Annotated in this window: 6 protein-coding genes; 5 read left to right on the top strand and 1 reads right to left on the bottom strand. The window is 44.9% G+C overall.

Annotated features, from left to right (window positions below; translation table 11 throughout):
• The 5 genes from T546_RS25750 to T546_RS24865 form a co-directional block, all read left to right on the top strand.
• The coding region (locus tag T546_RS25750) for a collagen-like protein (protein WP_207641343.1) at positions 1–765 on the top strand (765 nt) is incomplete at its 5' end.
• A 325-nt stretch (positions 766–1,090) separates the two neighbouring features.
• On the top strand, positions 1,091–1,555 hold the full coding sequence (locus T546_RS24340) for a hypothetical protein (protein ID WP_051630049.1): 465 nt from the start codon (positions 1,091–1,093) through the stop codon (positions 1,553–1,555).
• 202 nt (positions 1,556–1,757) lie between these two features.
• The gene (locus T546_RS0122035; RefSeq protein ID WP_026893461.1) at positions 1,758–1,937 is read left to right on the top strand and encodes a hypothetical protein; all 180 of its coding nucleotides are present in this window, start codon (positions 1,758–1,760) and stop codon (positions 1,935–1,937) included.
• A gap of 4 nt (positions 1,938–1,941) precedes the next feature.
• Positions 1,942–3,540 carry a recombinase family protein gene (locus tag T546_RS0122040; protein ID WP_026893462.1) on the top strand — a complete coding sequence of 533 codons (1,599 nt, stop codon included), beginning with the start codon at positions 1,942–1,944 and terminating at the stop codon, positions 3,538–3,540.
• A gap of 6 nt (positions 3,541–3,546) precedes the next feature.
• Positions 3,547–5,253, top strand: a complete 1,707-nt coding sequence (locus T546_RS24865; protein ID WP_084326586.1) for a BclA C-terminal domain-containing protein — start codon at positions 3,547–3,549, stop codon at positions 5,251–5,253.
• Positions 5,254–5,370: 117 nt separating this feature from the next.
• Here the strand turns inward: T546_RS24865 and T546_RS0122050 are convergent, their stop codons facing one another.
• A complete protein-coding gene (locus T546_RS0122050; protein ID WP_026893463.1) occupies positions 5,371–7,446 on the bottom strand; it encodes a DUF7948 domain-containing protein in 2,076 nt (691 codons plus the stop codon).
• Positions 7,447–7,486: the final 40 nt, after the last annotated feature.

Genomic DNA, 7,486 nt, shown 5'->3' on the forward strand with positions numbered 1-7,486 from the left:
GGCCCGACAGGGGCTACCGGTCCGACGGGAGCCACCGGTCCGACAGGAGAAACAGGCACAACGGGAACCACCGGTCCAACAGGAGAAACAGGCCCCACAGGAGCCACAGGTCCGACAGGAGCCACGGGCCCCACAGGAGCTACAGGTCCGACAGGAGCCACAGGTCCAACGGGAGCCACCGGTCCGACAGGAGCCACAGGTCCAACGGGAGCCACCGGTCCAACGGGAGCTACAGGTCCGACAGGAGCCACAGGTCCAACGGGAGCCACAGGTCCGACAGGAGAGACAGGTCCAACGGGAGCCACCGGCCCCACTGGTCCTACCGGTGGAACTAGCACAGCGAGAAGCTTATTTATTGCCAATAACGAAGATATTGTGGTTAATGGCCTTGAAACAGTGTCATTTAACGTAACTTTAATCGATAACGGTGCCCCAGATATTGTACAGACGGCAGCTGATGAAATTACTCTTTTAACTGGCACTTACCTTGTATCCTGGTACGTTCACGGTTCGGTGAGTGCCGCCGGACTGCTTTTAGCCTTTGATGTTAGAAGACCAGGTAATGCTGTACCCGGTGGAAGAGCGATCTACGCTAATGCACCCATTACTCCAAACAAAGTTCCTATGGGTATGACTTTCATTCTTCAGATTACTGAGCCTAGCAATGTAATTAGTTTTGCTAATGATGCCTTAACACCAGCCAGATTAAGTCCTGCAATTGCACAGCCTTCGGCACAAATTTTGATTATTAAGATATCTGGTTAAAAGAAATAAATAGCCTACTGAGAATATAGACGCAAAAAAGGCTGTCTGGAAAGTCCTTTTTTTATTGGACTTTCCAGATAGCTTTTTCAAATGTCAAATGGTGAGATGTCAATTTTGACATACCCATCTTACCCGGTTTTCACCCATATACTCATGCTGAATATTGGTAACACAAAGTAGTTATGATTATACACTCAGTAAGCCAGCTTGACATATTATGATAAGTATAATAGCTGTAGAAGTCCTGGATATAGATAGATAATTAAGGTGGCATTTGCAGTTATTGTTCGACAATACTTTATTTTAGGTAAAGGAGAAGGATATCATGAGCGACACAATTTTACAGATAGAGCGGTTAGCAGATGGAACCGTTGGGGTAAATGAAAATGTAATTTTTGATTCCATTGTGGTTATATCTGATTCTGTCAGTTATAACAGCGCCACCGGTACCATTACTTTGCTTCAACCGGGTAGATATGAATTTGACTGGTGGGTAGATACCCAATCTTCTGCATCCTCAAATGGTGTGGGCTTCGCGCTTGTATCATCTCAGGGAGACCTTCTTGTAGGTAATTCACCCATTAAGACTGGTGAAGTTGTAGGTGTGGGAATATTTGTGGTCAATGAGGCACCTGTTACGGTAGAGCTTAGAAATAACAGTACCGCAGAGGTTTATTATCCCACTATTGTCCCGGTCAAAGCAACCCTTGTAGTAATTGGCGGGGAGGGTTCCGGTGGAACTGGCCCGACTGGCCCAACAGGAGCAACTGCTCCGTTTAACTTGTGGTAAGAATCAAGAAAATTATTATGATAACCTTTCAAAATACAAATCAAATGTTCTAATATCGAAAACAAAAGACAATAAATTCAGACTATTTGCTGATGCATCATCTGATGAAATAACATGAATATGTCGAGATTTGTGGTAGGAAACTATCTAAGTAGACAACTATAATTGCATATGGTTAACAAAGAACGTTAAGGTAGGTAATATGAGTAAAGATCATCTAAAAGCGGTCTCTGGTTTTAAAGAGGAGGGGAGTGAATTCAATAAGCTGTTTTCCAAATCTATTTATAACTACTTAAAATCCAATGATTATATCCTAAAGAACCCTCAAACTAAAAAAAATCTTTCTGCAGGCATAATTAGTATTGAAGACGAAAAGGAGTGAAAGAATGATTGGTAACGATAACCGTACCAGGTCAGAACTTAGTAAATTCAGAAATGAATACAGAGTTGCTGTTTATTTAAGGCTATCAAAGGAAGACGAATCAATCGGTCAGTCCATTAGTATTGAGAATCAAAGGAATATTTTAATCGAGTACATACTTTCACAGGACTGGACTTGTTATCAGGTATATGTTGATGACGGATACTCTGGTCTGCGTTTTGACCGCCCCGGATTTTTACAGTTATTAAATGATATAGAAAGTAAAAAAATCAATTTAGTTATAACAAAAGATCTGTCCCGATTAGGACGGGATTATATAACAACCGGTTATTATCTGGAACGGTATTTCCCGGAAAAAAATATCCGGTATATTGCTTTAAGTGATGGTATTGACACCAGTGCTCCAGGCAGCGTCAGTGATATAGGTCCCTTCAAATCTCTTTTAAATGACATGTACGCAAAAGATATTTCAATGAAAATCCGTTTTGTATTTGACGAAAAAAGAAAAAGAGGCCAATTCATTGGTGCATTTGCCCCTTACGGATATTTAAAGGACCCTGATAACAAAAATAAATTAATTGTTGACCCCTATGCCTCGGCCATCGTGAAACGTATGTACAATCTCTATATCAATGACAACAGCATGGGAGCCATAGCTAAAATCTTGAACGAAGAAAATATTCCTTCCCCCATTGCTTACAAAGAGACCTTCTGTAATTATAAAAACAAGAGGACCGATCGGAGATTATGGAACCAGGGAATGGTGAAAAATGTATTTACAAATCCAACTTATCTCGGCCATATGGCACAGAGAAGATCAGGAAAGATTAACTATAAAACAAAGAAAATGAAGAACTACAAACAATCAGAATGGATTATCGTTGAGAATACTCATGAACCCATCATTGATCAGGAGCAGTACAATTTAGTACAAAAATTAATGGATAAAAAGACCGTTCTTTATGGAAGAAAGAGTGGTGCAAAGCACCTTCTAAATGGGCTTGTTTACTGCAAAGAATGTGGCTCCAAGCTCACCTATAAAAAGGTAAATGGGAAGCATAAAATGAACTGTATGACTTATTTAAGACACGGAAAAAGCTATTGCAGCAGTCATTATATTGATGAAGAAACCCTGGATTCTTTCATTATGAATGAGCTTAGAGAAATTGCTTTAAAAGCTTTACCCAACGACTTTTATAAGCAATTTGGATCTTTAGCAAAGAAAGAAAAAACGGATATGTACAGTGGTGAGCTGGTTCAACTTGAGAAGAGACGCATGGAAATCCAGACATTTATGAAAAAACTATACGAGGATAAGGTAAATAAAATCATAACAAATGATACCTTTATCACTCTTATCAATGACTATATTAAAGAAAAGGAAAATGTAAACACCCGATACGAGCAAATGAAAAAATTGCAGCAGGTGCTGAACTCAAACAACCAGGATTGTGATAACTATGAAAAGATTCTTACAGATATCATTCAATTCCAGGTACCAGATAAGACCATTTTAACTCAATTAATTGAAAGAATCGAAATAGACAAAGAAAGGAATGTCTTTATTCACTATAATTTCAAGAATCCTTTTCCAGAAAAATAGAAGTATGTGCATAAGTTAAACGGAGCCACCGGTCCGACAGGGGTAACAGGCCCAACGGGAGCCACTGGTCCCACTGGAGCGTCAGGCCCGACGGGAAATGCCGGCCCAACCGGAGCCACTGGCCCAACAGGTAATACCGGCCCAACGGGAGCTACTGGTTCAACCGGAGCCACCGGTCCAACGGGAGATATAGGCCCAACAGGAGCTACGGGCCCAACGGGGGATATAGGCCCAACGGGAGCCACCGGTCCAACAGGAGATACCGGTCCGGCAGGAGCTGCCGGCGAAACTGGATTCACTGGCCCCACTGGTCCTACAGGTACAGCTGGAACAACAGGTCCAACAGGTCAAACCGGTCCAACCGGAGCCACCGGTCCGACAGGAGCTACCGGCCCAATCGGAGACACTGGTTCAACAGGAGCTACCGGCCTGACAGGAGCCACCGGTCCCACGGGAGCCACTGGTCCAACAGGAGATACCGGCCCCACAGGAGCCCCTGGTGTTACAGGAGCCACCGGCCCGACGGGAGATATAGGTCCGACAGGAGATAGTGGTACAACAGGAGCTGCAGGTTCAACGGGAGCCACCGGTCCAACGGGAGCTACCGGTCCGACCGGTGCCCCTGGCCCGGCGGGAACTTCGGGTCTGGCAGGAGCTACCGGTCCAACAGGAGCTAGTGGTCCAACAGGAGCTACCGGTCCAACGGGAGCTACCGGTCCGACAGGAGAAACCGGCCCAACGGGAGCTACCGGTCCAACAGGAGCGACAGGCCCGACAGGAGCCACTGGTCCAACAGGAGAGACCGGCTCAACCGGAGCCACGGGTCCAACAGGAGCCACCGGCCCAACAGGAGCCACGGGTCCAACTGGTGTGACGGGGCCAACGGGAGCGACCGGACCAACGGGAGCCACCGGTCCTACAGGAGAGACCGGCCCGACAGGGGTAACGGGTCCAACGGGAGCGACGGGTCCGACAGGAGCGACGGGTCCAACAGGAGCCACAGGTCCAACGGGAGATACCGGCCCGACAGGAATCACCGGTCCGACAGGAGCCACTGGTCCAACGGGAGCAACCGGCCCGACAGGGGACACAGGCCCGACGGGAGCCACCGGTCCGACAGGAGCGACGGGTCCAACGGGAGCGACGGGACCAACAGGAGACACGGGTCCGACAGGAGCCACCGGTCCAACAGGAGCTACCGGCCCCACAGGAGCTACCGGTCCGACAGGAGCTACCGGCCCAACGGGAGACACGGGTCCAACGGGTATTGGCCCAACAGGAGCGACCGGTCCCACAGGGGATACTGGCCCAACGGGAGCGACTGGTCCCACAGGGGCAACAGGTCCAACCGGAGCAACTGGTGATACAGGACCAGGCATAACTGTTTTTGGAAACGTATTTACACCATTGGCAGAGGACTCCGAAACAGCAGTATTATTATCAGGAGATGTTCTTTTTAGTAATAACGGGATCTTGCAGGGAATTACCCATACACCTGGTACTGCACCTATAACAATAGAGCAAACCGGCGTATATAAGATTAATTATAGTATTTCAATAAGCAATAATATTGACGCTACGGTCACCGTAGCCGTTAACGGAGTAGATGTTAATTCTGCCGCCGTTCCAACCGAGATAATGGTGGGCACATTCTCTAACTCAATTATACTAAGCCTAACAGCAGGGGACGTAATTACTCTGAGAATCGAGTAGGTAAGGCTGTTAAGATTTAGGTTAGGGGAATAAAAAATAGATGCCGGCAATCTGTCTTTCATAGACAGGTTGCCGGCATCTAATATTGACCAAGGCACCTTATTTTGTAGGAAATACCTATACTAATTTTATCACATTTAGAGATATCTGATTATAAAATGCAAACGCTGCTTTGTTAACATAAGCATCTTCACTTCCAATTAGTGTCGTCTGGTATGCTCCTGGTGTGGCTGGGAAATTCATAGAGTTAGTCGTGCCTGTCGTATATATGGCACCATCCAGTCCGATATCAATAGCTGAGCCACCATCATAATTGCTTCCGCCCAGATAGTAAGAAACAATAAGGTTAGTAAGATCTGCTGTAAAAACACTTATAATTGCATTTGAATTTCCTCTTAAAGAAGAAGGAAATACATCTGGTGTTGTTGGAAAATCGGCTGATTGAGTTTGACCCGTGACATATGCATGACCTTGTATATCAGTTTTAATATCATTACAGGAACTTGAAAGGCTTCCCCCCAAATAGGTGGAGGCAATTAAACTATCTCCAGATGGAGATAGCTTGGATACATACCCAGTAGTTACAGCAGTTCCTTTTGTTGCTTGGAACGCGTTAGGTGTTACTGGAAAATCAGATGAGCTGGTGTATCCTGTGACAAATGCATGACCTAAGTTATCTACATCAATGTTAAGTCCGACATCATTACCGCTTCCGGCCAAAAAGGTAGAGTAGATAAGAGAACTTCCGTCAATTGCCAATTTGGTAATAATTATTGCATTATCTATAAAAGTAGTCTGATAAGCACCCGGTGTTATAGGAAAATTAGTAGATTGAGTAGTGCCAGTAACATACGCATGCCCCTGGGCATCCAAAACAATTCCAGCGCAACCATCATAAAGACTACCCCCAAGGTAGGTGGAGTAAATTAGGCTTGCTCCGTTAGGGGAAACTTTAGTAATAAACCCACTACTGTTTGCATTGGGTAAGGTGGTTTGAAAGGCGCCAGGGGTAGAGGGCAAAACAGTGGAGTTGGTTCTCCCTGTCACATAAGCACTACCTTGCGGATCCACGACAATATCATAACCAATATCAGTATTACTGTTTCCCAAAAAAGAGGAGTAGATAAGGCTCCCACCGTCTGCCGCTATTTTAGTAACAAACATATATCCACGAGTGGTTTGAAAAGCACCTGGTGTAATTGGAAAGTTTATAGAACGGGTCTCTCCTGTGACATAGGCGCAATATTCATCATCCAAGGAAATACTATATCCTCTATCTACGCCACTGCCTCCAAGATACGTGGAATAAACAAGAGATTCTCCGTTGGGGGAAAACTTGGTGACATACGCATCTACATTTCCGGAGAAAGTAGTTTGAAAGGCACCTGGTGTTACTGGGAAGCCAGTTGAATTCACGTAACCAACTACATAGGCATGACCCTGGTCATCTACGGCAATTGATTGACCGTATTGAATATCTGCGCCTCCAAGATAGGTGGAATACAGAAGAATGGGATCAATGACAAGGGGGGCATCTGAAGAATAATCCCCAACTAATTCAAAACCAATATCGAAATCATTGTAAAGCTGATAGGCGCAGTTCACTGGTATGACGATACCATCTATCTCCTGATAAGCAATAGGAGCTAAGTCTGTGAGGGTTCCTAGTGCATGGTGTACCAGTAGATTTCCTGTCACGTCTATTTCCAGACTCTCAGCCCCTTCCCAATGAAGCCGGAGAGAAGAGACGTGTTCAGGACTATCTAATAACCAGTTCATTTTCAAACCATCATCACTGGCAGAAATCTCCAGATCCACGCCCTGCCAGACAGCCTTATATTTTAGTTCCTTATAATGGGGAACTCCATTTTGCCACTTTAAAGAGTCATTTCCTTTAAAAAAGTGGTGATATCCCTCCTGCTGAGAGATTCCTTCCGGGAAAAGATTGGTATTTGCATTTGTAAAAGAGAGCTCCAGAGCCACACCATTTCTAGGCTGATCTGGCTCTGGGACTTCTTCCTCTATAGGCTCCAGCTCAACGGAAGTAATCCGGTCTGAAGAAAAGAAAAAACGGCGGCCTTTAAAATTTGTCGTAAAGTGGGCTCTCTGATCTTCCTGCCCATTATTTTTAACAAATGAGAGAGGAAGTTTACATTTATTTAAATGAACGGATTCTTTTAAATGATTTTGCATAATATACACCTCTTTCTAAATGGTATAAAGCATAATATGC

This window comes from [Clostridium] aerotolerans DSM 5434 (assembly GCF_000687555.1).
Lineage (GTDB): Bacteria > Bacillota > Clostridia > Lachnospirales > Lachnospiraceae > Lacrimispora > Lacrimispora aerotolerans.